The sequence below is a fragment of the Marinomonas sp. THO17 genome (assembly GCF_040436405.1).
Taxonomy (GTDB): domain Bacteria; phylum Pseudomonadota; class Gammaproteobacteria; order Pseudomonadales; family Marinomonadaceae; genus Marinomonas.
In genome coordinates this window covers 1,757,066-1,782,313 of record NZ_AP031575.1, presented here as the reverse complement: position 1 = coordinate 1,782,313, position 25,248 = coordinate 1,757,066, and the positions used below count along the sequence as shown (strand labels likewise).

Below are 25,248 nucleotides of genomic sequence, written 5' to 3'. Positions count from 1 at the left end.
GAAATCTATGGCTAGGCCGTTAGTTGCCAGCATCGATTTGGATGCAATTTTATATAATTATCAATTTGCGAAAAAGCTTCAGCCAAGCTGTAAAGCTTTTGCTGTTGTGAAAAGTAATGCTTATGGCCACGGCGCTGTACCTGTGGCTCAACATCTAGACAAAGAGGTGGATGCTTTTGCTGTTGCGGCAATTGAGGAAGCAATAGAATTAAGAGAAGCAGGTATTGAATCACCAATCATGCTACTTGAAGGGGTTTTTGAATCCTCGGAATGGTTGTTGTGTGAAGAGCATGGTTTTTGGGCTGCACTGGAAAATGAACAACAATTAGCAGGTTTATTGGACAGTCAGGCAAAAATTGGCAAGATATTTGTCAAACTGGATTCTGGTATGCATCGTTTGGGTGTTGATAAAGCGACAGCTAAAGAGTTAGTCATGCAATTGCGTCGAAGTGGTTTGGTGAATGAAGTTTTGCTCATGACTCACTTTTCTTGTGCCGATGATTTGTCTGATCTGACTACCATGGAGCAATTGGCTTATTTTGAAAGTGCGCGTCGTGATATTGGTGATATTGAGGCCAGTGTGGCGAATTCGGCAGCCATCATGAAATGGTCTGTGCCAGAAGGTGGGTGGATACGTCCGGGAATCATGTTATATGGTATTTCACCTTTTGCAGGTATTGCAGGCGCACAGCTTGGATTGAAACCTGCTATGACCTTGTCATCAAAGATTATTTCTGTGCGTGATTTAGAAGAAGGCGATCAAGTGGGTTATGGACGCACTTATCAAGCAACGAAAGCGCACCAACTTGCGACCGTTGCAGTTGGTTATGGTGATGGTTATCCGCGACTGACAAAAAATGGCGCGCCAGTCATGATCTCTGGTAAGGCTGGTCAATTAGCTGGGCGTGTTTCGATGGACATGATTACGATTCGTTTTGTTGGCGATTCGGATATGGCGATGGCGCTTGGTCAGGAAGTTGTTTTGTGGGGCGGCGATGTGCCTGTGGAAGAAGTGGCGGATTATGCTGGCACCATTGGATATGAAGTGGTGACTCGCATGACATCACGTCCAAAGTACCGATACCTCACTTCTCAATAGACAAATCTTCCCCGCTGCCATACCCTGTTTTTTCAATAAAAGCAGGGTATGTTCAGAAAATGCACAAAATTAGCTGAAAATTCCTGCGGTTTCTTTTGAAAATACCCACCCTTTGCGTGTACTATTTTGTGCTTTTCGTTGCATCATAGTCGCATCTTACTTATTCGCGGCTTTCGCAGCCCTAATTCGTCCAGAAATATTAGAGATAGAGACTCACCCCATTATGAAGAGTTCTGAGTTACGCCAGTCGTTTTTGTCTTACTTTGAAAGTAAGCAGCACCAGATAGTTGAATCCAGCTCGCTGATTCCAGGTAATGATCCAACTTTGCTGTTTACCAATGCAGGTATGGTGCAGTTTAAAGATGTTTTTCTAGGGGATGATGTACGTCCTTACACACGAGCGACCACATCACAGCGTTGTGTGCGTGCCGGGGGTAAGCACAACGACTTGGAGAACGTAGGTTATACCGCGCGCCACCATACGTTTTTTGAGATGTTGGGTAACTTTAGTTTTGGTGATTACTTTAAAACCGAAGCCATCAGTTATGCATGGGGCTTTTTGACTGAGGTGTTAAAACTGCCAACGGAAAAGTTGCTTGTTACCGTTTATGCGGACGACGACGAGGCATTTGATATTTGGCATCAGCAAATTGGTTTGCCTACCGAGAAAATCATTCGTATTGGCGACAATAAAGGTGGTCGATATCAGTCTGATAACTTCTGGGCAATGGGGGATACTGGTCCATGTGGTCCTTGTACCGAAATTTTCTATGATCATGGTGAGCACATCTGGGGTGGGCCACCGGGATCACCAGAAGAAGATGGCGATCGTTTTATCGAAATCTGGAACGTCGTCTTCATGCAGTTTAATCGATCAGCTAATGGTGACATGTCCCCTCTTCCAAAACCATCTGTGGATACAGGGATGGGATTAGAACGTATTGCGGCTATCTTGCAAGGCGTGCACAGCAACTACGAGATTGATCTGTTTCAAAACCTAATCAAAGCTTCTGCAGATGTTGTTGGTACCAAGGATCTTCAAGCGCAATCTTTACGGGTTATCGCAGACCATATTCGCTCTTGTTCTTTCATGATTGTGGATGGTGTTGTTCCTTCGAATGAAGGTCGTGGTTATGTGTTGCGCCGTATCATTCGACGTGCCGTGCGTCATGGTAACAAGTTAGGTCAATCAAAACCCTTCTTCCATAAGTTAGTGGCGGCATTAGATGCCGAAATGGGAGGGGCTTATCCAGAGTTGCGTAAGCTAAAAGATCGTGTGACTTCTATCTTGTTAAAAGAAGAAGAACAGTTTGCGAAAACCCTAGACCAAGGTATGCGTATTCTAGAAGAAGCCATAGTGCAGTTGGGTGAAAGTAAGGTTTTGCCAGGCGAGACGGTGTTCAAACTTTATGATACTTACGGTTTCCCTGCAGACTTAACCAATGATGTCGCTCGTGAAAACGATTTGGAAATCGACGAAGAGGGATTCGAAGCTGCAATGGAGGCGCAACGCGCACGTGCACGTTCTGCCAGTAATTTTAGTATGGACATGTCCGGCAGTACGAGTCTTGACGCTGAAACGGAATTTACTGGTTATGACAAGCTAGAAGATGAGTGTCAGGTTGAGTCTATTTTGTTGGATGGTCAGTTTGTAGAAACTCTGAACGTTGGCCAGCAAGCGGTTGTGGTGCTTAAACATACACCTTTTTACGGAGAGTCTGGTGGTCAAGTTGGGGATCAAGGTTGGTTGCGTGGCGGTGTGGCGTTTAAAGTTAGCAACACTACCAAGCAAGATAAAGCGCATCTGCATCATGGTGAATTAAAAGAAGGTACTTTATCGGTTGGAGATAAAGTGACGGCCCAAGTGGATCGTTCTATGCGTCAAGCGACGGCATTGAATCACTCCGCAACACACTTAATGCATGAAGCCTTGCGTCGTGTTCTTGGTGATCATGTGGTGCAAAAAGGTTCTTTGGTGGATGCTGAACGTTTGCGTTTTGACTTCTCTCATTTTGAAGGGGTAACTGCCGCTGAGATTGAGCAAATTGAAGACATGGTCAATGAGCAGATTCGGCTAAATCGTGTGGTTGAAACCGAAATTATGGATATTGAGGCGGCTAAAGCGAAAGGAGCGATGGCGCTTTTTGGAGAGAAATACGATAGTCAAGTGCGTGTATTAACTATGGGAGCTGACTACTCCATTGAATTATGTGGTGGAACGCATGTGAAGCGCACAGGTGATATTGGGTTGTTTAAGATTATTTCCGAAAGCGGCATCGCAGCTGGTGTTCGTCGTATCGAAGCTGTGACAGGTAAGGTTGCCGTAGAAACTAACCGCTTGATGGAGAATACTTTACAGCAGGTGGCTGCACTGGTGAAAGGTAATAAAGAATCGGTTCTAGATAAAGTAAGCACACTGAATGATCATGCTCGTGCTCTACAGAAAGAGTTGGATGCAATTAAGGGTAAATTAGCAGCCATGGCGGGAGCGGATTTGGCTTCCCAAGCGGTCGATATTAACGGTGGTAAGTTATTGGTTGCTCAAGTGGAGGCGGATCCAAAAGCGTTGCGTGATATGTTGGATCAATTGAAGAGCAAACTTGAGTCAGCGGTTATTTTGTTGGCTGCGGTCAATGATGACAAGGTTAGCCTGATTGCTGGTGTTACTAAAGAACTGACAAAGCAAGTAAAAGCAGGAGATCTAATTAAAATGGTCGCACCTTTAGTCGATGGTAAAGGTGGAGGGCGTCCTGATATGGCGCAAGCGGGCGGAAACAATCCTGATGCTTTGCCTGCTGCTCTGGCGACTGTGCCTGATTGGGTGGCACAAAGAGTTTAAAATTTGGCTTGCCCGATCATGGGCTTTTGATAGGTGTTGAATATACGATGGCGTTGTTAGTTCAAAAATACGGTGGTACTTCTGTAGGAACCGTAGAGCGTATTGAGGCAGTAGCGGATAGAGTACAAAGGCACAAGCAACAAGGTGATGACGTTGTTGTAGTGGTTTCGGCTATGAGTGGTGAAACTAATCGCCTTATTGAGTTAGCAAAAAGCATTCAAGCTGCGCCTGAGGCGCGTGAGATGGATGTGCTTTTATCGACAGGTGAGCAGGTGACGATTGCACTCTTGTCTATGGCGCTAATGAAGCGAGGCATTGCAGCACGCTCTTATACTGGTCCTCAGGTGCGTATTAAGACTGACAGTGCACATGGTAAAGCACGAATTCTGGAAATTGATACGGATTCGATGAAGGCCGATTTGGCTAAAGGAAAAGTCCTTGTCGTTGCAGGATTTCAAGGTGCCGATGAATTTGGCAACATCACGACCTTAGGGCGTGGTGGTTCTGATACGACTGGTGTGGCGTTGGCAGCTGCGTTAAAAGCAGATGAATGCCAAATTTATACTGATGTGGATGGGGTTTATACAACTGATCCGCGGGTAGTTGATAGCGCGCGACGCTTGGAAAAAATTACATTTGAAGAAATGTTGGAGATGGCGAGTTTAGGCTCAAAAGTCTTACAAATTCGTTCGGTTGAATTTGCTGGTAAGTATCAAGTGCCATTACGTGTACTGTCCAGCTTTGTTGAAGGTGAAGGCACATTAATTACGACTGATGGGGAACTTGATATGGAGCAAGCGGCTGTTTCTGGGATTGCATTTAATCGCGATGAAGCGAAACTGACGTTGAAAGGCGTTCCTGATATTCCTGGAGTGGCTTCAAGAATTCTTGGGCCAATCAGTGATGCTAATGTTGAAGTGGATATGATTGTACAGAATGTTTCTGTAGACGGTACAACAGATTTCACTTTTACCGTGCATCGTAATGAATACGAGTTGGCTTTGAAGACCTTGCATAAGATTGCCGATGAATTAGGGGCAAAATCGGTTTTGTCTGATGCTAAGATTGCCAAAGTATCGATTGTTGGCGTGGGCATGCGTTCCCATGCTGGTGTTGCCAGCAGTATGTTTAAAGCTTTGGCAGAAGAATCTATCAATATTCAATTGATTTCTACTTCTGAAATCAAGGTATCTGTCATTATTGATGAAAAATACATGGAATTAGCGGTACGTGCGTTACATTCTGCTTTCAAATTGAGTGATTCGGCAGCAGGTATTAGCGAAGAGTAACAAATGACTACATAATCCTTGTTTTTTGCGATAGTCAAACTCTGATTGAGCGGCTAGAATATGTCTTGTAGGAAATTGCCTACAAGCTTGTAGGTAATCTCTAAAGATTATTTTGAGAATACAGCAATAACAGGGAGATATTCTTATGCTTATTTTAACTCGTCGTGTTGGTGAAACATTAATGGTTGGTGACGAAGTATCTGTTACCGTTTTGGGTGTTAAAGGTAATCAGGTTCGTATTGGCATTAATGCGCCTAAAGACGTTTCTGTTCATCGTGAAGAAATTTATAATCGAATTCAAAAAGAACAGGAAGGACAAGACTCTGAGGAGTAATTTTTAAAAAAATTCCCCAAAAAGTCTTTACAAGGCGAACAAGCAGTATATACTACGCCGCACTTGTTTGGAGAGTTGGCCGAGTGGCCGAAGGCGCTCCCCTGCTAAGGGAGTATGGGTTAACACTCATCGAGGGTTCGAATCCCTCACTCTCCGCCATGCAAGACAACCTTTCAGAAGCTATCCTTTCTGAGTTGTAAGGTTGGGGATTTAAGTTACGCATCCGTAGCTCAGCTGGATAGAGTACTCGGCTACGAACCGAGCGGTCAGAGGTTCGAATCCTCTCGGATGCGCCACTTTAATTCATTCTTCAAATGGTTATAGAATCATTCTAGATATTTCAATACGCATCCGTAGCTCAGCTGGATAGAGTACTCGGCTACGAACCGAGCGGTCAGAGGTTCGAATCCTCTCGGATGCGCCATTTTAATGTCAAACAGTAGTTACGCATCCGTAGCTCAGCTGGATAGAGTACTCGGCTACGAACCGAGCGGTCAGAGGTTCGAATCCTCTCGGATGCGCCATTACTTCTTTTTTTAATTCTTGTCATTAGCTACATACAAAGATTTGTATCTATGCTTCTTTAAGGCAGACTGCTAACTTTTCAGTAAACTCAGAAACACTTTTGCTTTGACGTAAGGCCTGTAAATGGTTTTGTATGCTGTTGAATTCATGGCGTAAATGAGCACACCATTGTTTGAGTCTTCCTAGAGTTGCAACGTCGTCATATTCCAATTGTAAGCTGTCAGTGTACTCGTTAAATAAAGTTCCCAGTGATCTGTTTTGTTGGTTTTTTGGTTTGCCTTCAAGCCCCTCTCTTAGTTCTTGAAATAAAAAAGGGTTACTTAGAGAACCTCGACCAATCATAAAATTCGTGCAGCCAGTAATACTTTGGCATTTTTGCAGGCTTGCTAAGTTTGTGATGTCTCCGTTGGCAATGATGCTCATGTTGGTTTGGTCATTTATTTGGCCAATTTTCTCCCATCTTGCTGGTGGCTTATAGCCATCTTTCTTGGTTCTGCCGTGTATCGTCAAAGCTGAAGTCCCTGCACTCTCTATGGCAGCGACATTGTCGAATAGTTTTTCTTCATCTTCAAAGCCTAGACGGATTTTTGCTGTTACAGGGATTTCTTGCGGCAGTTTTTGACGAATAGCGTGCATTATACGAAAAAGGATTTCTGGTTCTTGTAATAAAACAGAGCCGCCACCGTGCCCATTAACGCGTTTTGCAGGACAACCAAAGTTAACATCAATATGTTGAGCGCCAGCCAAATAAGCATTGTAGGCGCTTTCTGCCATTAGTTCTGGTTGGCTACCTAATAGTTGAGTGTGTACAGGATGATTATAGAGCGTTTTTGCACTATGGTTATTTTCAGGGATGTGTTTTTTGAAGCTGGTAACTGGGATAGGGTAATGAGTTACGCGCACAAACTCCGAAACTAAATAATCCATTCCGCCGATTTTTGATAATAAAGCCCTCATCGTATGGTCCATAACACCTTCCATTGGTGCGACAGCAAGACTGATGGGGCTTTGGGTGGTTGTATTGTGCAATTTTTTGGCTTTTTCTAGGGAATTGTTCACGAAATAAGTCTAACTGTTATGCAAAAAAAATATGAAACTGTTCTGGTTTGTGGTAAAAATAATCAACTTATTTAAGTCAGATCTGTTCAAAAAATGAATATGATCACATTCGCTGCCGGTAAACAAGGCAATAATTCGTGCAAATAAGGGCTAAATAATGAACGAATTGGTTAGTGAGGGTGTTGGTTTAATGGTGCTTGGGATGGGTTTTGTATTCCTATTTCTTGTCGTTTTGATTTTCGCGACCAGTTACATGTCGTTGTTAATTAATAAATATTTTCCTGATAATGCTGTTGCAACAACGAGTGGTGTATCTGGCGTAGCTACTTTAAATCATTCTGTTGACCCGCAAATTGCGGCGGCTATTACCGCTGCTATTCACCAACACAGAAACAAATAATTATTCAATTTAACGCATAATATTGCAGAGGCTGGACCTATGACAACAACTAAGCAACCTCTTGGTATTACGGACGTCGTGTTACGTGATGCTCACCAATCTTTATTCGCCACTCGATTACGTATTGACGATATGCTGCCTATTGCGGAAAAGCTCGATAAAGTTGGCTTTTGGTCTTTAGAATCATGGGGTGGGGCGACGTTCGATTCCTGTATACGTTTTATTGGCGAAGATCCATGGGATCGTATTCGTGAACTAAAAAAAGCCATGCCTAATACACCGCAACAAATGCTATTGCGTGGACAAAACCTATTAGGTTATCGTCATTATGCTGATGATGTTGTGGCTAAATTTGCAGAACGTGCGGCTGCAAACGGTGTGGATGTTTTCCGTATTTTTGATGCGATGAACGACCCGCGTAATCTAGAGCAAGCCATTAAATCGGTAAAAGAAGTCGGGAAGCATGCTCAAGGTACTATCTCTTATACTAAGAGCCCTGTTCATACCACTCAAAATTGGGTGGATTATGCGAAAACCTTAGAGGATATGGGCGCAGACTCAATAGCTATCAAAGATATGTCCGGTATCTTGACGCCTTACGATGCTTTTGATCTGGTGTCTTTATTAAAAGAACAAACGGATTTAGAAGTTCAGTTGCATGCTCATGCAACCTCTGGTTTGTCTGATATGACTATTCTTAAATCAATAGAGGCGGGTATTGATCGTGTTGATACGGCGATTTCATCCATGTCGATGACCTATGGGCATTCCTCTACTGAATCGGTTGTGGCGGCATTACAAGGTACTGATCGTGATACCGGTTTGGATCTTGAATTACTTGAAGAAATTGCCGCTTACTTCAGAGAAGTTCGTAAAAAATATGCGAAATTTGAAGGCTCGTTGCGTGGAACGGATTCTCGTATTTTGATTGCTCAAGTGCCTGGCGGTATGTTAACTAACATGGAAAACCAGCTGAAAGAGCAAGGCGCAGCGGATAAATTTGATGATGTACTAAAAGAAATTCCAAAAGTTCGTGAAGATCTTGGCTTGATTCCTCTGGTAACGCCGACGTCTCAAATTGTAGGTACGCAAGCGGTGTTGAACGTACTCACTGGCGAACGTTACAAATCTATCTCAAAAGAAACGGCCGGTATACTTAAAGGTGAATACGGTGCTGCACCTGCTGAATTCAATAAAGAGTTACAACAAAGAGTATTGGATGGGGCTGATCCAATTACTTGTCGTCCTGCAGATTTACTTGAGCCAGAAGTAGAAAAATTAACCTTAGAATTGCAAGATCTGGCGAAGGAAAAGCAAATCAGCTTATCTGATGATTTGATTGATGACGTTTTGACTTATGCTTTGTTTCCGCAAATTGGTTTGAAGTTTCTTGAAAATCGTGACAACCCTGATGCTTTCGAGCCGGTTCCGTCAGGGCTGGAGTTGGTTGAGGCATCGCAAAACTCCGAAGGTCCAGCAGTTTATACGGTAAGTGTTGCGGGTCAAAGTTATGTAGTCGAAGTAGAAGAAGGTGGCGATATCAGTCAGATACAAGCTGTTTCTACTTCATCCTCTGTTCCTGACGCTGCACCAGTCGCTGCACCTAGTGGTGGTGAAGATGTTCCTGCACCATTAGCAGGTAACATTTTCAAAGTGCTTGTTAAGCCGGGTCAACAGGTTCAGGAAGGTGAAACCATTATGATTCTTGAAGCGATGAAAATGGAAACCGAAATATCTGCACCTAAATCAGGTGTGGTGGGTTCTATTCATGTTAAAGAAGGTGATGCTGTACAAGTTGGTCAAGCATTACTGTCGCTTTAATCCAGTTGCAAGAATAAAAAGGGTTTAACCAAATGGAACAAAAATTATTAAATCTGTATCAGGATACAGGCATATATCAGCTTGAAATGGGCCAAGCTGTCATGATGTGCGTCGGATTGTTGCTTATCTATCTTGCAATAAAAAAAGGCTTTGAGCCATTGCTATTATTGCCGATTGGCATAGGTACTATTTTTGTTAATATTCCTGGTGCTGGTTTTGCTGCTGCACCAGTATACGACGCTGCGGGTCACATGATTTCGCCTGGAGGTTTACAATACTATATATACCATGGTGGTATTGAAACAGGCTTATTTCCATTGCTTATCTTTATGGGCGTGGGTGCCATGACGGATTTTGGTCCAATGTTGGCAAACCCAAGGACCTTATTGTTGGGTGCGGCCGCACAATTTGGTATTTTTGCAACGGTAATTGGTGCTGTCCTGCTTGGTGCAAGTGGTATCATGGACTTCACTCTCGCCGATGCTGCTGCCATTGGTATCATAGGTGGTGCGGATGGACCGACTGCTATTTTTGTGGCTAGTCGACTGGCACCAGAATTGCTTGGTGCTATTGCGGTAGCTGCTTATTCATACATGGCATTGGTACCACTGATTCAGCCGCCAATTATGCGTGCTCTCACTACTCATGAAGAGCGTGCCATCAAAATGGTTCAGTTGCGTCATGTATCTAAGAAAGAAAAAATTGTTTTTCCCATTGTTGTAACTGTTTTGGCAGCTATGTTTCTGCCGTCTGCTGCGCCACTACTAGGTATGTTTTGTTTTGGTAACCTAATGAAAGAGTGTGGTGTTGTAGACAGACTGAGTGATACAGCACAAAATGCGCTTATTAATACTGTCACTATTTTCCTTGGTCTGGGTGTGGGCTCAAAAATGAGTTCTGAGGATTTCTTAAACCTTGAAACATTAGGGATTTTGTCTCTAGGCTTAGTGGCGTTTTCCATCGGTACTGCGGCTGGAGTAATAATGGCGAAAGTGTTAAATCGAATGTCTTCGCATTCAATAAATCCACTTATCGGTGCTGCTGGAGTGTCTGCTGTACCCATGGCGGCACGTGTTGCTAATAAGGTTGGTTTGGAAGCGAATAAGCAGAACTTCTTGCTTATGCACGCAATGGGACCAAACGTAGCGGGTGTTATTGGCTCTGCTGTTGCCGCTGGTGTGATGCTAAGTTATGTTGGTAGTTAACTAAATCATTTAAAAATGAGAATAAAAAAGACGCGTTGGCGTCTTTTTTATTTATAGCACAAGCTTATGCGGAAGCATTTTTTAACTAGAAAGTGTAAGTGCACATTTATAGAGTAAAAACTTGAAAAAAGTACTTGCTAAAAATCTGTATATCCTTAATATACGCCTCCGCTGACACGGACAGTGTTTTCATCTCTTACAGAGAATGAAGTATTTATGTTTAAGTGTCACAGCAACGCTCTTTAAAATAGATAATCAGATAATTTGTGTGGGCGCTCGCTGGGGCTTCGAAAACTTGAAGTCTTACGAGAGTCAAACACGTCAATTCGCTTTATAAAGTAATTGTTAGTGTTTCGATGTTTGAGTAAGCAAACTTTTGCTTTCGAGCAATTAGTTAAAAGATTTTAACTGAAGAGTTTGATCATGGCTCAGATTGAACGCTGGCGGCAGGCTTAACACATGCAAGTCGAGCGGTAACGGGAGAAGCTTGCTTCTTGCCGACGAGCGGCGGACGGGTGAGTAACGCGTAGGAATCTGCCTAGTAGAGGGGGACAACATGTGGAAACGCATGCTAATACCGCATACGCCCTTAGGGGGAAAGGAGGGGACTCTTTTGAGCCTTCCGCTATTAGATGAGCCTGCGTGAGATTAGCTAGTTGGTGGGGTAAAGGCCTACCAAGGCGACGATCTCTAACTGGTCTGAGAGGATGACCAGTCACACTGGGACTGAGACACGGCCCAGACTCCTACGGGAGGCAGCAGTGGGGAATATTGGACAATGGGCGCAAGCCTGATCCAGCCATGCCGCGTGTGTGAAGAAGGCCTTAGGGTTGTAAAGCACTTTCAGGAGTGAGGAAGGGTGCTTGGTTAATACCCAAGTATTTTGACGTTAGCTCCAGAAGAAGCACCGGCTAACTCTGTGCCAGCAGCCGCGGTAATACAGAGGGTGCGAGCGTTAATCGGAATTACTGGGCGTAAAGCGCGCGTAGGTGGTTTGTTAAGTCTGATGTGAAATCCCAGGGCTCAACCTTGGAATGGCACCGGATACTGGCAGGCTAGAGTACGGTAGAGGGGTGTGGAATTTCCTGTGTAGCGGTGAAATGCGTAGATATAGGAAGGAACATCAGTGGCGAAGGCGACACCCTGGACTGATACTGACACTGAGGTGCGAAAGCGTGGGGAGCAAACAGGATTAGATACCCTGGTAGTCCACGCCGTAAACGATGTCTACTAGCCGTTGGGTTGTAATGACTTAGTGGCGCAGCTAACGCAATAAGTAGACCGCCTGGGGAGTACGGCCGCAAGGTTAAAACTCAAATGAATTGACGGGGGCCCGCACAAGCGGTGGAGCATGTGGTTTAATTCGAAGCAACGCGAAGAACCTTACCTACTCTTGACATCCAGAGAACTTAGCAGAGATGCTTTGGTGCCTTCGGGAGCTCTGAGACAGGTGCTGCATGGCTGTCGTCAGCTCGTGTTGTGAAATGTTGGGTTAAGTCCCGTAACGAGCGCAACCCTTATCCTTACTTGCTAGCGGGTAATGCCGAGAACTTTAAGGAGACTGCCGGTGACAAACCGGAGGAAGGTGGGGACGACGTCAAGTCATCATGGCCCTTACGAGTAGGGCTACACACGTGCTACAATGGCGTATACAAAGGGTTGCGAACTAGCGATAGTAAGCGAATCCCATAAAGTGCGTCGTAGTCCGGATTGGAGTCTGCAACTCGACTCCATGAAGTCGGAATCGCTAGTAATCGTGGATCAGAATGCCACGGTGAATACGTTCCCGGGCCTTGTACACACCGCCCGTCACACCATGGGAGTTGATTGCTCCAGAAGTAGCTAGCTTAACCTTAGGGATGGCGGTTACCACGGAGTGGTCAATGACTGGGGTGAAGTCGTAACAAGGTAGCCCTAGGGGAACCTGGGGCTGGATCACCTCCTTAAACGATGAAAGTTCTGGTGAGCGTTCACACAAATTATCTGATGGCCATGAGTTCTCATGGTTACTTATCTTAAAGCGAATTAGACAGAGTTCTAAGCAAGAGGTTTGATGGAATCATCAAGCATCTGACTTAGTGCTTTGCACTAAACTTGCTCTTTAACAATTTAATTTTTGAAATAGACGATAATCAAGCGTCAAACCGGTGGATTGCGTTGTGCTTAATCTTACTTCCTTCTGATTAAGAATGACGACAATCTAAGATCGTAAATCCAATGCTGAGACAAAAGCGGCGTTGGTATGTAGTTCAGAGTAGTGACGGACTAAGTATCACTTAGAAAGTTAAAAAACTATTTTGGGTTATATGGTCAAGTGACTAAGCGTGCACGGTGGATGCCTTGGCAGTCAGAGGCGATGAAGGACGTGGTAATCTGCGAAAAGGTTCGGGGAGTGGATAAACACGCTGTGATCCGAACATGTCCGAATGGGGAAACCCACCCGCTTGCGGGTATCGTATGGTGAATCCATAGCCATACGAGGCGAACCCGGGGAACTGAAACATCTAAGTACCCGGAGGAAAAGAAATCAACCGAGATTCCCTGAGTAGCGGCGAGCGAAAGGGGATTAGCCCTTAAGTTTAATTGGTGTTAGTAGAAGGCTCTGGAAAGAGCGGCCGTAGAGAGTGATAGCCTCGTATACGAAAACGCCTTTTGAATGAAAACGAGTAGGACGGGACACGTGTTATCCTGTCTGAACATGGGGGGACCATCCTCCAAGGCTAAATACTCCTGACTGACCGATAGTGAACCAGTACCGTGAGGGAAAGGCGAAAAGAACCCCAGTGAGGGGAGTGAAATAGAACCTGAATCCGTGTACGTACAAGCAGTGGGAGCCGACTTGTTCGGTGACTGCGTACCTTTTGTATAATGGGTCAACGACTTATTTTCAGTAGCAAGGTTAAGCATGTAGTGGAGCCGTAGGGAAACCGAGTCTTAATAGGGCGTATAGTTGCTGGGAATAGACCCGAAACCGGGCGATCTATCCATGAGCAGGTTGAAGGTTGGGTAACACTAACTGGAGGACCGAACCCACGTACGTTGAAAAGTCCGGGGATGACTTGTGGATAGGAGTGAAAGGCTAATCAAGCTCGGAGATAGCTGGTTCTCCTCGAAAGCTATTTAGGTAGCGCCTCGTGTATTGCCATTGGGGGTAGAGCACTGTTTGGGCTAGGGGGTCATCCCGACTTACCAACCCCATGCAAACTCCGAATACCAATGAGTATGAGCACGGGAGACACACGGCGGGTGCTAACGTCCGTCGTGGAAAGGGAAACAACCCAGACCGTCAGCTAAGGTCCCCAAGTTACAGTTAAGTGGGAAACGATGTGGGAAGGCTTAGACAGCTAGGAGGTTGGCTTAGAAGCAGCCACCCTTTAAAGAAAGCGTAATAGCTCACTAGTCGAGTCGGCCTGCGCGGAAGATATAACGGGGCTCAAACTGTACACCGAAGCTACGGATATGTAGATGGTTTTGCTGTTTATGTATGGTAGAGGAGCGTTCTGTAAGCCGTTGAAGGGGAAGCTGTAAGGCACCCTGGAGGTATCAGAAGTGCGAATGTTGACATGAGTAACGATAAAGGGAGTGAAAACCTCCCTCGCCGGAAGACCAAGGTTTCCTGTCCCATGTTAATCAGGGCAGGGTGAGTCGGCCCCTAAGGCGAGGCTGAAAAGCGTAGTCGATGGGAAACAGGTTAATATTCCTGTACTTATGCATATTGCGATGGAGAGACGGAGAAGGCTAGGCCAGCGCGGCGATGGTTGTCCGCGTTTAAGGTTGTAGGCTGGGATCTTAGGCAAATCCGGGATCCTAAGGCTGAGAATTGATGACGAGTCCTCTTTTGGACGAAGTGGTTGATGCCCTGCTTCCAGGAAAAACTTCTAAGCGTCAGATATGTGTGAACCGTACCCCAAACCGACACAGGTGGTCAGGTAGAGAATACCAAGGCGCTTGAGAGAACTCGGGTGAAGGAACTAGGCAAAATGGTACCGTAACTTCGGGAGAAGGTACGCCGACCGGTGTGAAGGACTTGCTCCGTAAGCACTGGTCGGTCGAAGATACCAGGTGGCTGCGACTGTTTATTAAAAACACAGCACTCTGCAAACACGAAAGTGGACGTATAGGGTGTGACGCCTGCCCGGTGCTTGAAGGTTAATTGATGGGGTTAGCTTAGGCGAAGCTCTTGATCGAAGCCCAAGTAAACGGCGGCCGTAACTATAACGGTCCTAAGGTAGCGAAATTCCTTGTCGGGTAAGTTCCGACCTGCACGAATGGCGTAACGATGGCCACACTGTCTCCACCCGAGACTCAGTGAAATTGAAATCGCAGTGAAGATGCTGTGTATCCGCGGCTAGACGGAAAGACCCCGTGAACCTTTACTATAGCTTCACAGTGAACTTTGAACCTACTTGTGTAGGATAGGTGGGAGGCTTTGAAACTAAGACGCCAGTTTTAGTGGAGCCGATCTTGAAATACCACCCTGGTATGTTTGAGGTTCTAACTCAGGTCCCTTATCGGGATCGAGGACACTGTGTGGTGGGTAGTTTGACTGGGGCGGTCTCCTCCCAAAGAGTAACGGAGGAGCACGAAGGTGTGCTCAGCATGGTCGGAAATCATGCATAGAGTGTAAAGGCAAAAGCACGCTTAACTGCGAGACAGACACGTCGAGCAGGTACGAAAGTAGGTCTTAGTGATCCGGTGGTTCTGTATGGAAGGGCCATCGCTCAACGGATAAAAGGTACTCCGGGGATAACAGGCTGATACCGCCCAAGAGTTCACATCGACGGCGGTGTTTGGCACCTCGATGTCGGCTCATCACATCCTGGGGCTGAAGCCGGTCCCAAGGGTATGGCTGTTCGCCATTTAAAGTGGTACGCGAGCTGGGTTTAGAACGTCGTGAGACAGTTCGGTCCCTATCTGCCGTGGACGTTTGAGATTTGAGAGGAGCTGCTCCTAGTACGAGAGGACCGGAGTGGACGAACCTCTGGTGTTCCGGTTGTCACGCCAGTGGCATTGCCGGGTAGCTACGTTCGGACGGGATAACCGCTGAAAGCATCTAAGCGGGAAGCCTCCCTCAAGATAAGATCTCACTGGGACTTTAAGTCCCCTAAAGAGCCGTTCGAGACTAGGACGTTGATAGGTTGGGTGTGTAAGCGTTGTGAGGCGTTGAGCTAACCAATACTAATTGCTCGTGAGGCTTGACCATATAACACCAAAGTGGTTTTACAGAACTCTGAAGAAAACAGAGTGAACTACAAAGAATTTACGATAGTACTGAAATTGTTCCAGACAATTTTCAGTATTTCCTCCATCCTTGGAGGTTCCGGTTTGATACTTGGTTATCGCTGTTTCAAAAGTTGATTGTTAAAGTGAACAAGTAAACGAATTTGTGCTGAGCACATCCGAGTTTTCTTGATAATCATAGAGGCGTTGAACCACCTGATCCCATCCCGAACTCAGAAGTGAAAAGCGCCATCGCCGATGGTAGTGTGGGAGATCCCATGTGAGAGTAGGTCGTTATCAAGATCTTAATTAAGAAGCCCTGATCGGAAATGGTCGGGGCTTTTTTACGTCTGTAAGAAACTCAAAATAAAAACAGGGGGAGTAAACCTCTAAGGCGCAATTCTTGCGATGGTATGATTGAACCACCTAATCCCATCCCGAACTCAGAAGTGGCTCTTTATACGCCACAGGCGCTCGCCATGTCTATGGTAGTCCCACAAGGGGATAAGCATAGGTCGTTATCAAGATCTTAATTAAGAAGCCCTGATCGGAAACGGTCGGGGCTTTTTTACGTCTGTAAGAAAGTCAGAATGAAGATAGGTAAAGTGGCTTTCTGGGTTAAGGGCGTTCTAACGAGTTAACCACCTGATCTCATCCCGAACTCAGAAGTGGCTCTTTATACGCCACAGGCGCTTGCCATCGCCTTAGATGTAAATGCATAAGAAGCGTTACAAGGTTATGCTATTTCCCTAACAAGGCCAGTTTTGTTGATCGAAATTTTGTCTGATTTTAATATTATGTTTTCTCAATGATTCTCTAAGGGCACTCTCGATGGTTTTGTTTTTTACTGCACAACAAGATTTAGACTGTATTAGTCAGCAAGGTCAAATTTTGGGAAAGATTAAGTTTGATGGAGCGAAGGTGGAGTACAGCTTTCATCCAGATAATGACACAGTTTCGTTTACTGAGCCTGAAAAATTGAGTATAGCACAGCGCCTTTCTTTTCTTAGTTCCGGTGCTAGTGTTATTCCGATGCAGGATGATGATTGATTGTTTTTTTGTCATTATGTCAATTCGGTGACAGAGTGGTCTATCGCTCTGTCACCAATAAATAGACTACTAGTTTGCTTCACGTAAGATAGGATTTGTTAAACAGGTTGGTCCACCCTCACAGGCCATGCAAAGGGCATCCCCTTCAAAGACATGCACAGTCACGCCGTGATCTTCCATTCTCTGCTTAGTTTTTGGGAAGCCTTCGATCATGATGCATTGATCAGGTGAGGTTGGTAAAACGTTAAGGTTTAAGCCAAACGATGCGGTGAACTCGTCTTCAGGTGCGATGACAAATTCAATTCCTTGATCTTCTAGCAATTGCCATAAACGAGCTGGGATCAAAGGCGGGTGAACTAGGTATTTGTTTTCCGTTAGGGGAGATATTACTGACATAAGGTGCAAACAAGCTTCCTTACCACTCCAGTAAGGCATGTCGAAACCAAGAACCTGAATGTCATTGGGGTTAAGTAAAGCATTAAGTTGATCAACTCCTGCTTGGTTAGAACGAAATCCCATGCCTACTAATAAGGTATGTTCATTTAGCCAAATGGTATCGCCACCTTCAATTTTTGCTTCTCCTGTTAATTGCCCAAGAATAGGAATACCTAGTTTATCATAGGTTTGCTTGTGTAATTCTGGCTCAGGTGTACGAAGGCTTTTCCCCATTTTTAGAGGAATAGCGCCTGCTTTGGTGATAAGTGACGCATCGCGCGTAAACATGGCATCACAGAGACCATCGTTATTGTCTTCCATCCAGACAATGTCGCAGCCAGTGTCGAGGATCAATTGAGTGAAAGCGTCGTACTGCTGAATGGCTTTTTCGGCATCAAATAGATGATTGTAATGCCATACTTGCTGGTCGGCTTGTCGCAAACTGTCTGCTGGGCGTCTCATTAATACTTTTGACATCTTTTCAGCCATTAGTTGGCAGCCATAATGTGTCATGGTGAATCATCCTTACTACTGGTTTTTTATGACTTATTTTTAGGAAAATAGGAGACTATTTTGTCTCTATATGCTACTTGAATGCTTCTTTATAACATTATTTCGCTGAAAGCGGACTCTGCTTAGAGGTCCTTTTCTAAAGCCTCAATAGTATATTAGCTACAATATGCGAAATGAAAGTTTGGGGTTTGTAATGTCACCTGAAATATTTGTAAAACGAAGTTTGGCTGCAGCCTCTGTCGCTCGTGGTGAAACGATTCAATCCTTATGGAGTGGGTACGGTGAAATTGTACGTTATCTAGTGTCTGGTACTCAGTACAATCTCACTTCAGTAATCGTGAAATCGATACGCCTTGATATGGTCATGACGCACCCAAGAGGTTGGCAATCGGACTTATCGCATCAACGAAAGTTACAGTCTTATCAGGTGGAAACCCAGTGGTATAAAGACTGGTCAAAGAGAGTGTCGCCTACTGCTCGAATGGCCAAATGTTATGGAGTGCATGAAACGCAAAATGAAATTTTCATCCTGTTAGAAGACTTGGATGCTTCAGGTTTTGAATATCGACATGGTCAACTCACCTGGTCTGCTTGTTTGCCTGTATTGGATTGGTTAGCCAGCTTTCACAGCCAATTTATTGTGTCATCACAGGATAGCTATCAAGGTCTTTGGGCACGAGGTAGTTATTGGCATTTAGATACTCGACCTGATGAATGGCAAGCCATGGCGGACAGTGAATTGAAACAGCAGGCGAGACGAATAGATCAAACCCTCAAGCAGGCAAGTTATCAAACCTTATTACATGGCGATGCCAAGGTGGCCAATTTTTGTTTTTCTGAATCTGGTAAAAATGTTGCTGCGGTGGATTTCCAATACACAGGGCAAGGTGTTGGTGTACAAGATGTGGCCTATTTTCTGGGTAGTTGTTTGGATGAAACCAGTTTGGCAGAGCACCTAGCCTTCTTATTGGATCATTACTTTGCTGAATTAACTCGCTGCTTGGTTGCACAAGGTGAATCGCCCGATTTCGCGACAAAGGTTGAAGCCGAGTGGCGCGCTTTGTTTGATCTTGCTTGGGCAGATTTTCACCGTTTTATTCTGGGCTGGAGTCCCAATCACCCTAAGAATACATCTTTTAGTCAAAGGATTACCGAAGCTGCTTTGGCGTCATTACGAACCTCGTAAGGCGCGATTGGTTTTTGCGGTAGCCTGAGCGCTTAAAGGGTCATCTGGCCAAGGGTGTTTGGGATAGCGACCACGCATTTCTTTTTTTATCTCAGGGTAGGCATTTTGCCAAAAGAAGGGCAGATCGTGCGTAACCGCCAAAGGGCGTTGTGCGGGCGATAATAATTCCAAGCTGAGGTTTTGCCCTAAAACCTGTGGCGTGCTTGTCATTCCAAAGGCTTCTTGCAGTTTTACACTGAGCTTGGGGGGCGATTGCTGATAGTCAATTTTGTGTTGATTGCCCGATGCCACCGCGAGCCGTTCGGGTACCTTTTCTTTTAGTCTGGACTGCTGCGACCAGTTTAAGCTATTGAGTAAAATAGTCGTTAGGTCGAGTTTATCCAGCGTGCTCTGTGTGGTCACTTTGGCTAGGTAAGGTGCGAGCCATGTTTCCAATGTATTGAGTAAACCTTCATCGCGCCAATCTGGCCATGCGTGTTGAGTGTCATGTTTGGCTGCGAAATGCAGTCTGGCTCTGAGTTGAGCCGTATCTTGATTCCAAGGTAATACGGCTAATCCTGTTTGTCTTATGTATTGAATAACAGCAGTAATGACGGCATCGTCAGATAGATGTTGAGATGCTTTGCGTTGTAAACAGAGCTTACTAACCCAAGTTTGTTGTTCGCTGATTAAACGTGCCTCTTTTTTTGACCAAGCAAGATGAGTCACTTCTTTTTGCAGTTCAGGTAAATGCTCAGCCAAAGCAGAGAGGTTTAAAGGATGAGATAAGTAAATTTGGTCTTGGTTGTGATCTTGATGACCGCCCACATCCAGAGCCACAAGATACTCAAATTGCGCATTAGTATCTGTCTTGTCCAAGCTGGCAATACGACCATTAGCGAGCTTGTAAAGAAGCTTTTGCTCAGAGTAGTTTTTGGAATTGTCTTGTCGTTGCGCGATACGGTCAAAAAACGCAGCAGCCAACAATAAGCCTAATGCATCTCCCTCGTCAATCTTGTCAGTGAGTTTAGCCATATTGAATGGCGAACTGCTTATATTTGAAAAGTGATGACGCCATTGTTTTATTGATTGTTGATAAAAGTGTTTTGGCTTTTGGGCGTTGAGCTTGTTGTCCTTGTCGAAAAGCCAGTGTAAGCGCAAATGGAAGTCACTGCCCACATTGGACAAAGGATCCCCTTCGCTTAGTAGGGCGCAGGCTTGGCATGCTAAATCGCTGATTCCCCATTGTTTTGCTAGGAGTAACAGATGCGCTAAGCGCGGCTCTAAATTGAGTTGGCTCATGCGCTCGCCATGAGGCGTTAGGGTTAAACCTTGCTCGGTAATCGCATTTAGTTGTCGTAAGGTGTCTAAAGATTGCTGAAAATGCCCTTGCGGCGGTGGCGTGATCCAATCGAGTTCTAATCTGTCTTGAACACCCCATTGCGCCAAATTGAGCGTTAAGGCGCTGAGTTCTGAGCATTCAATTTGTGGCTGTGCTTGCGCCGCTAATCTATGTTGTTGCTCTTCACTCCACCAACGGTAGCAAACACCAGCTTGTGTGCGACCTGCACGTCCCATGCGTTGCACGGTTTCGGCTTGAGTGGCGTGTCGGGTATGCAAGCGCGTGATGGCAGTATTAGCATCAAATCTAGCCTCACGACTTAAGCCACTGTCGACAACTACGCGGATGCCTTCAATAGTCAAGCTGGTTTGTGCAATGGCAGTGGCGAGTACGATTTTTCGTTCAGGCGCAGTGGTTGGTGCGATGACTTTTTCCTGCTCCGCTAAGCTCAAGTCTCCATATAAGGACAAAATAGAGAGATGAGGTTCATTATCTAACGTCATGCGTAAGCTTTTTTGAACCTGGCGAATCTCTTTTTGACCAGGCAAAAACACCAGAATATTGCCTGTTTGTTGATGGAATGCCTGCACGGTTAAACGGCTGACTTCTTCACAGACTTGCGCTATTTTCAACGCTTTATTAGCGTAAATAACATCAACAGGGAAGCTGCGTCCTGCGCTGGTCAATGTCGAACAAGCTAGACGCTGTTCTAGCAATTGAGTGTCTAGGGTGGCGGACATGACCAACAATTTAAGGGGATCGTCATCTCGATAAAGCTCTCTTGCTTGTAAGCATAAGGCAAAAGCTAAGTCGGAATGCAAATTACGTTCATGGAATTCATCGAAAATGACCAGTGATATATCGCTTAGGCAAGGGTCATCTTGGAGCATTCGAGTCAGGACACCTTCGGTAACCACCAAGACTTGAGTGTCTTTGCTTTCTTTTGTGTCATGACGGATACGATAACCGATACGTTGACCAAGTGGTTCTTTTAAGTTCTCTGCGAGACGTTGCGCAGCAGCCTTAGCTGCGAGACGACGTGGCTCTAGCATAATGATTTTACGACCATGATTCCATGCTTGATCCATTAATACCAAAGGTACTACGCTGGTTTTACCCGCTCCTGGAGCTGCCTCAAGAATGGCCTGATGGCCTTCATTCAGTTGTTGTGTGAGTGCAGGAATGAGCTCGTGAATGGGTAATGTCATAAATAAAGTGTGTCAGCAGATGAATAAAGCAGAGTTTAACGCATTTTGACCTTAGGTTGGGCCAAACGTATGTCGGTTTTGCAACGGGCGATGCATGGCAATATATAGTTTTGTTCGATTTCTTGTTGTGTGAGGCCGCGGGGGTGATGCTGACCATAATCGATCTGACCATCGAGTAATTGTGTTAAACACACACCGCAAACTCCGTTATCACAGGCATGGCGAATAGCAACATGGTGGATAAGTAAGGCGTCTAAAATACTCTCTTCGGTGCTGGCCTGCAGGGTTTCTTGTGGCTCTAAAAAGCTAAGTGATATGCGTTTCAATTGAGGCAAGGCGCGGCTCCTTCTGTTAATCTACCGATACCATAATAACGAAGAAACCTTTTCGCCAGTGTCATTTGGTCCAGTATCATTTGAGAATACAGCGAAAAATGCAAACTGTGGACCTTTATCAGAACCATGACAGAATCAAACAAAAAAACCTTGTTGCTTGTTGACGATGATCAAGACATTCGTCAGCTACTTTGTGATGCATTATCTCAAAAGGGCTACCAAGTGAGAGAAGCGGAAAATGGTCGCCAAATGTGGGCGCAGTTGGAAGAGAATCCAGTTGATTTGGTGTTAATGGATTTGTATCTGAAAGAAGAAGATGGGTTGCATTTGGCGCGCGAAGTGCGCGAGCGTTTCACCATGCCGATTATGATGTTAACAGGCAAAGGTGATGAAACAGATCGTATTTTGGGGTTGGAATTGGCCGCTGACGATTACATGATGAAGCCGTTTAATTTGCGTGAACTCATTGCGCGTATTCATGCTTTATTGCGACGTTCTTATCAAGCGCCTTCGAGTTCATCTCAAAACAGTGGTCAAGGTCATGAATGTTTGCATTTTGGTGCTTGGGTGTTGGATCTTACTGCAAGGTTATTACAAGACCAAACAGGCAAAACAGTGACTCTCACCTTGGGAGAGTTTTCCCTATTGGAAGTGTTGGCACGTCATCCAGATAGAATTTTTACCCGTGAGCAATTAATTGAGCAAAGCCGTGGCTTGGAGACAGAAGTCTTTGATCGTACCGTGGATGTGTTGATTTTGCGCTTGCGACGTAAAATAGAGTCTAATCCGAAAACACCAGAATTTATTAAAACTCAACGTGGTCTTGGTTACTTCTTCCAAGGTCCAGTGCGAGCCAATTAATGCGCTTTGTCAGCATTCGCCAGAAAGCCTCGCTGTCTATATTGGCGATCAGTGTGGTGGCCTTTTTTATGGTGGGCATTGGCTGGCAATCGATGCGCGTTAGCGAAGCCAGTTTGTCTGAGTTTGAGTCTCAAACGCTGCCCGAAATTAGTACCTCGTTAACCTTGGCAGAAGGCGTGGCACAGCTGGCTGCCATTGCGCCTTATACAGCAGGTTCGGGTCGGCCTTTCCAATTGCAAACGGAATCAGAACGCATTCACCGACGTATATTGGAATTGCGTGGGGTGGCTGATAGCCTGATGGATTCCGAGTTCCAAGTAGACATAGACAAACGCTTGGACGATTTACAAGCTACGCTGGAAGAGCTGGTTACCTTGGTTCGAGAAGAGCTTTATATACGCGAAGATGGTTTAGCTCAGCAGTTTCGAATTCGACAGTTATTGCCTTCTGACAACAGTGCAGAAGTGACCAGTCGTCAAGGTCTAGCTTGGCTATTACAATTGCTGGAAGCCCCCAATCTATTGCCAGACAATCTCGCCAATGTGTTGAATTTATCGGATCAAAATGAGCAAGTGAGAAGCATTGCGCAGGATTTGCTTAAAGCCCATCAAAGACTCAATGATATTCAACAGCGTAAAAACTATTTGCTGATTGCCATTCGGGCTAAGTCCGAGCAACTGAGTAATAAAGTCAGTGATTTCGTAGGAGGCTTACAGAAAAAAGTGAGTCGCCAGCGCCAAGAAGTATCCTCTTTTGTTGCCACAGGGCAGATCTGGATTATTGGTATTTCGGTGTTTTTGTTGCTTGGCCTGACGCGTTTGTATTGGTACAGCCAGCGTATGACCAAAGACCTTGGTCTGGTCACTAATGATATGGAGCAATTGTCCCTAGGAGTGGTGGAATCGAAGCCAGCACGCATTCGTCGTAACGATGAGATTGGCACCTTGGCGGAGACCTTTGATGTTTTTCGACAGGATGCTTTACGTCGTCTTGAGGTGACCGCTGAATTATCAGAGCAAAAACGTCTGTTAGAAACCATATTCGATAATATGAATGATGGTTTGAGTGTATTTTCAGCCAAGGGCCAACTCATGGCTTGGAATCTGGGTTATCAAAAGTTATTTGATTTAACGGACGAAGATTTACACCTTGGTATGCCAATCGATGAGGTTCAAAAGTTAATTAATCGTGGTGTTCACAAGAACTTAAACTTGGAGAACCAGCAAGTTCACATGGACGAAGTGAACGAGTCTCGCCATCTTAAAGTACAGAGTTTTGAGCGTCATTTTGACTCAGGAAAGATCATAGAATTTCGCTCTAAACCCATGCCTGAAGGCGGCTTTGTGACCCTTTATACAGATTTAACGGAACGTAAAAGTGTCGAAAGTCAGTTACGTCAAGCACAAAAAATGGAAATGTTAGGACAGCTCACGGGTGGTGTCGCGCATGATTTTAATAACCTTCTTGCTGCCATCATGGGTAACTTACAAATGTTGGCTGACTCGCGTCCACAAACGCAAGATCAGAGTCGTTACATAGAAAGGGCGTCGGCGGTAGCGGAAAAGAGCAGTAACCTAGTGCAGCGTTTGTTGGCGTTTAGTCGTCGCCAACAATTGTTTCCTGTGTCCGTTGGTATTGATGATTTGATCGAAGGTATGCTGGATTTGGTGGAATACAGTGTGGGCACGCACATTCAAGTAGACAAGGACTTACAATGTCCTAATGTGTTTAGTCTGATTGATCCTTCCCAACTGGAAAATGCTTTATTGAATTTGGCGTTAAACAGTGCCAGTGCCATGCCAGAAGGTGGCCATCTGTCATTTTCAACCAAAACCTGTACCTTACCGGATACGGATATACCAGCCATTCGTATTCGTGTTGAAGACACGGGAGAAGGCATATCAGAAGAGGTGATAGGTCGTATTTTTGAACCTTTCTTTACCACTAAACCTGTCGGTAAGGGCAGTGGATTAGGGTTAAGTATGATTTATGGTTTCGTCAAACAAAGTGGTGGTGAAATCAAAGTGACCTCCGAGCTGGGCAAATGGACACGAGTATGTTTGTTTTTACCGCAACAAGAGCAAAATCCGGTTTTACCAGACTTGTCATTAGAGTCTCAAGAGGTATCCATTCAACTGGCAGAACACAGCTTAGTGTGGCTGGTAGAAGACGATGATGACGTGTGCCGAGTTATACGCGAACAACTGCAAAAAATGTCGTATCTAGTACAGACTTTTGATCATGCTGAAGCAGTATTAAAGGCGTTACAAACCGGTATAGTGCCGGATGCCATTGTGTCTGATGTGAACTTATCGGGGGCGATGGATGGTGTGGCCTTGGCGCACCATATTCAAAGCAGTGAAGTGGGCTTTACTGGTGCGATATTGTTAATGTCGGGCTTGCCAAAGGACGAACTAGAGCAAAAATATCAATTGAAAAGTGATGATTTTTTTATTGCTAAACCTTTTACAATCAAAGCATTAGAAAAAATATTCCAGAAATAAGAATAAAATATTACAAAAATTACAAAAAAACTTTGTCAGTGAAA

At 45.0% G+C, this 25,248-nt stretch carries 15 protein-coding genes, 4 tRNA genes and 3 rRNA genes; 18 read left to right on the top strand and 4 right to left on the bottom strand.

From position 1 onward, the window contains the following. Positions 1–7 precede the first annotated feature (7 nt). From alr to ABXS85_RS08375, 8 genes are all read left to right on the top strand, one after another. Positions 8–1,099 (top strand): alanine racemase, encoded by a 1,092-nt coding sequence (gene alr, locus ABXS85_RS08410; RefSeq protein ID WP_353669575.1) that lies wholly within the window; start codon positions 8–10, stop codon positions 1,097–1,099. Between the two features lie 223 nt (positions 1,100–1,322). Next, the gene (gene alaS / locus ABXS85_RS08405) at positions 1,323–3,938 is read left to right on the top strand and encodes an alanine--tRNA ligase (RefSeq protein WP_353669767.1); all 2,616 of its coding nucleotides are present in this window, start codon (positions 1,323–1,325) and stop codon (positions 3,936–3,938) included. Between the two features lie 47 nt (positions 3,939–3,985). Further along, positions 3,986–5,227 carry an aspartate kinase gene (locus ABXS85_RS08400; RefSeq protein ID WP_353669574.1) on the top strand — a complete coding sequence of 414 codons (1,242 nt, stop codon included), beginning with the start codon at positions 3,986–3,988 and terminating at the stop codon, positions 5,225–5,227. Positions 5,228–5,372: 145 nt separating this feature from the next. Further along, positions 5,373–5,561, top strand: coding sequence for a carbon storage regulator CsrA (csrA, locus tag ABXS85_RS08395; protein WP_353669573.1), 189 nt, complete (start codon positions 5,373–5,375; stop codon positions 5,559–5,561). Between the two features lie 69 nt (positions 5,562–5,630). After that, positions 5,631–5,720, top strand: a tRNA-Ser gene (locus ABXS85_RS08390). A gap of 60 nt (positions 5,721–5,780) precedes the next feature. Beyond that, positions 5,781–5,857: transfer RNA gene (locus ABXS85_RS08385), tRNA-Arg, on the top strand. Positions 5,858–5,908: 51 nt separating this feature from the next. Then, positions 5,909–5,985: transfer RNA gene (locus ABXS85_RS08380), tRNA-Arg, on the top strand. 23 nt (positions 5,986–6,008) lie between these two features. Continuing rightward, positions 6,009–6,085, top strand: a tRNA-Arg gene (locus ABXS85_RS08375). A 49-nt stretch (positions 6,086–6,134) separates the two neighbouring features. Here the strand turns inward: ABXS85_RS08375 and ABXS85_RS08370 are convergent. Beyond that, on the bottom strand, positions 6,135–7,145 hold the full coding sequence (locus ABXS85_RS08370) for a tRNA-dihydrouridine synthase family protein (protein WP_353669572.1): 1,011 nt from the start codon (positions 7,143–7,145) through the stop codon (positions 6,135–6,137). 157 nt (positions 7,146–7,302) lie between these two features. On the opposite strand from ABXS85_RS08370, the gene ABXS85_RS08365 reads away from it, so the two are divergent. From ABXS85_RS08365 to ABXS85_RS08335, 7 genes are all read left to right on the top strand, one after another. After that, positions 7,303–7,545 carry an OadG family transporter subunit gene (locus ABXS85_RS08365; protein WP_353669571.1) on the top strand — a complete coding sequence of 81 codons (243 nt, stop codon included), beginning with the start codon at positions 7,303–7,305 and terminating at the stop codon, positions 7,543–7,545. Between the two features lie 39 nt (positions 7,546–7,584). Further along, complete coding sequence (gene oadA / locus ABXS85_RS08360; RefSeq protein ID WP_353669570.1) at positions 7,585–9,366, top strand: sodium-extruding oxaloacetate decarboxylase subunit alpha; 1,782 nt, start codon at positions 7,585–7,587, stop codon at positions 9,364–9,366. A 32-nt stretch (positions 9,367–9,398) separates the two neighbouring features. After that, positions 9,399–10,571 carry a sodium ion-translocating decarboxylase subunit beta gene (locus ABXS85_RS08355; protein WP_353669569.1) on the top strand — a complete coding sequence of 391 codons (1,173 nt, stop codon included), beginning with the start codon at positions 9,399–9,401 and terminating at the stop codon, positions 10,569–10,571. Positions 10,572–10,976: 405 nt separating this feature from the next. Continuing rightward, positions 10,977–12,517: ribosomal RNA gene (locus tag ABXS85_RS08350) — 16S ribosomal RNA — on the top strand. A gap of 362 nt (positions 12,518–12,879) precedes the next feature. Then, positions 12,880–15,774: ribosomal RNA gene (locus ABXS85_RS08345) — 23S ribosomal RNA — on the top strand. A gap of 205 nt (positions 15,775–15,979) precedes the next feature. Beyond that, a 5S ribosomal RNA gene (gene rrf / locus ABXS85_RS08340) occupies positions 15,980–16,094 on the top strand. The 16S, 23S and 5S rRNA genes sit together here, the layout of an rRNA operon. A 528-nt stretch (positions 16,095–16,622) precedes the next feature. After that, a complete protein-coding gene (locus tag ABXS85_RS08335; RefSeq protein WP_353669568.1) occupies positions 16,623–16,841 on the top strand; it encodes a hypothetical protein in 219 nt (72 codons plus the stop codon). Between the two features lie 69 nt (positions 16,842–16,910). Here the strand turns inward: ABXS85_RS08335 and ABXS85_RS08330 are convergent, their stop codons facing one another. Further along, positions 16,911–17,789, bottom strand: a complete 879-nt coding sequence (locus ABXS85_RS08330; RefSeq protein WP_353669567.1) for an arginine deiminase family protein — start codon at positions 17,787–17,789, stop codon at positions 16,911–16,913. Positions 17,790–17,982: 193 nt separating this feature from the next. On the opposite strand from ABXS85_RS08330, the gene ABXS85_RS08325 reads away from it, so the two are divergent. Beyond that, positions 17,983–18,975: a phosphotransferase gene (locus tag ABXS85_RS08325; protein WP_353669566.1), complete on the top strand. Its 993-nt coding sequence runs from the start codon at positions 17,983–17,985 to the stop codon at positions 18,973–18,975. Here ABXS85_RS08325 and hrpB read toward each other — a convergent pair. Both hrpB and ABXS85_RS08315 read right to left on the bottom strand, forming a co-directional pair. Next, positions 18,961–21,504 (bottom strand): ATP-dependent helicase HrpB, encoded by a 2,544-nt coding sequence (gene hrpB, locus ABXS85_RS08320; RefSeq protein ID WP_353669565.1) that lies wholly within the window; start codon positions 21,502–21,504, stop codon positions 18,961–18,963. The two genes, ABXS85_RS08325 and hrpB, sit on opposite strands and share 15 nt — an antisense overlap. A 35-nt stretch (positions 21,505–21,539) precedes the next feature. Continuing rightward, positions 21,540–21,839, bottom strand: coding sequence for a 2Fe-2S iron-sulfur cluster-binding protein (locus ABXS85_RS08315; RefSeq protein ID WP_353669564.1), 300 nt, complete (start codon positions 21,837–21,839; stop codon positions 21,540–21,542). Positions 21,840–21,965: 126 nt separating this feature from the next. Between ABXS85_RS08315 and ABXS85_RS08310 the strand changes: the two genes are divergently transcribed. Together ABXS85_RS08310 and ABXS85_RS08305 are read left to right on the top strand one after the other, a co-directional pair. After that, positions 21,966–22,700 (top strand): response regulator transcription factor, encoded by a 735-nt coding sequence (locus ABXS85_RS08310; RefSeq protein WP_353669563.1) that lies wholly within the window; start codon positions 21,966–21,968, stop codon positions 22,698–22,700. After that, positions 22,700–25,204 carry a PAS-domain containing protein gene (locus ABXS85_RS08305; RefSeq protein WP_353669562.1) on the top strand — a complete coding sequence of 835 codons (2,505 nt, stop codon included), beginning with the start codon at positions 22,700–22,702 and terminating at the stop codon, positions 25,202–25,204. The genes ABXS85_RS08310 and ABXS85_RS08305 overlap by 1 nt, the downstream gene beginning before the upstream one ends. The last annotated feature ends 44 nt before the right edge of the window (positions 25,205–25,248 follow it).